Origin of the sequence: Dietzia sp. UBA5065 (assembly GCA_002415925.1) — a bacterium.
Lineage (GTDB): Bacteria > Actinomycetota > Actinomycetes > Mycobacteriales > Mycobacteriaceae > Dietzia.
Window position 1 is genome coordinate 8301 of the sequence record DIAZ01000117.1, and the last position, 665, is coordinate 8965.

The following is a 665-nucleotide window of genomic DNA, read 5'->3' on the forward strand; positions in this document are numbered from 1 at the left end:
CCTCCGAGGACGCGGCCTTCGGCACCGACCCGTGGACGCTCTACGCCTGGCGACCCGCCACCACCGATCAGGGGGAATCCCAGTGAGCGACCGAGTGATCTGCCCGGCCGAACCGCCCGCCGTCGCGGTGGGGGACACCCTGCCCGAGCTGGCGATCGAGGGCACCCCGACGTTCATCGTCGCCTCGGCGCTGGCGACGCGGGACTTCCAGGATGTCCACCACGACCGCGACCTGGCGCACGCCAAGGGCTCGAAGGACATCTTCGTCAACATCCTCACCGACACCGGCCTGGTGCAGCGGTACGTCACCGACTGGGCCGGCCAGAAGGCGCGGATCACCTCCATCAAGCTGCGACTGGGCGTGCCCTGGTACGCGTACGACACCCTCACCCTGAGGGGAGAGGTCACGGGCGTCGACGACGACGGGCTGGTCACGGTGACGATCGTCGGCACCGATTCGCTGGGCGCGCACGTCACCTCCACGGCCACCCTCTACATGAACGGAGACCCGCGGTGAGCACCCTCGCAGACAAGGCGGCGATCGTCGGGATCGGCGCCACCGACTTCTCCAAGGACTCCGGCCGGTCCGAGCTGCGCCTGGCCGCCGAGGCCGTGCGCGCCGCGGTGGCAGACGCGGGCCTGCAGCCGTCGGACGTGGACGGCCT

At 70.8% G+C, this 665-nt stretch carries 1 protein-coding gene and 1 pseudogene; both read left to right on the forward strand.

Annotated features, from left to right (window positions below; genetic code table 11):
- The first annotated feature begins 82 nt into the window (after positions 1 to 82).
- Positions 83 to 517 carry a MaoC family dehydratase gene (locus B4M60_RS09055; protein ID WP_291082536.1) on the forward strand — a complete coding sequence of 145 codons (435 nt, stop codon included), beginning with the start codon at positions 83 to 85 and terminating at the stop codon, positions 515 to 517.
- Positions 514 to 665 (forward strand): annotated as a pseudogene (locus B4M60_RS09060) (lipid-transfer protein); the annotation flags it as partial. The gene B4M60_RS09055 and the pseudogene B4M60_RS09060, both read left to right, overlap by 4 nt.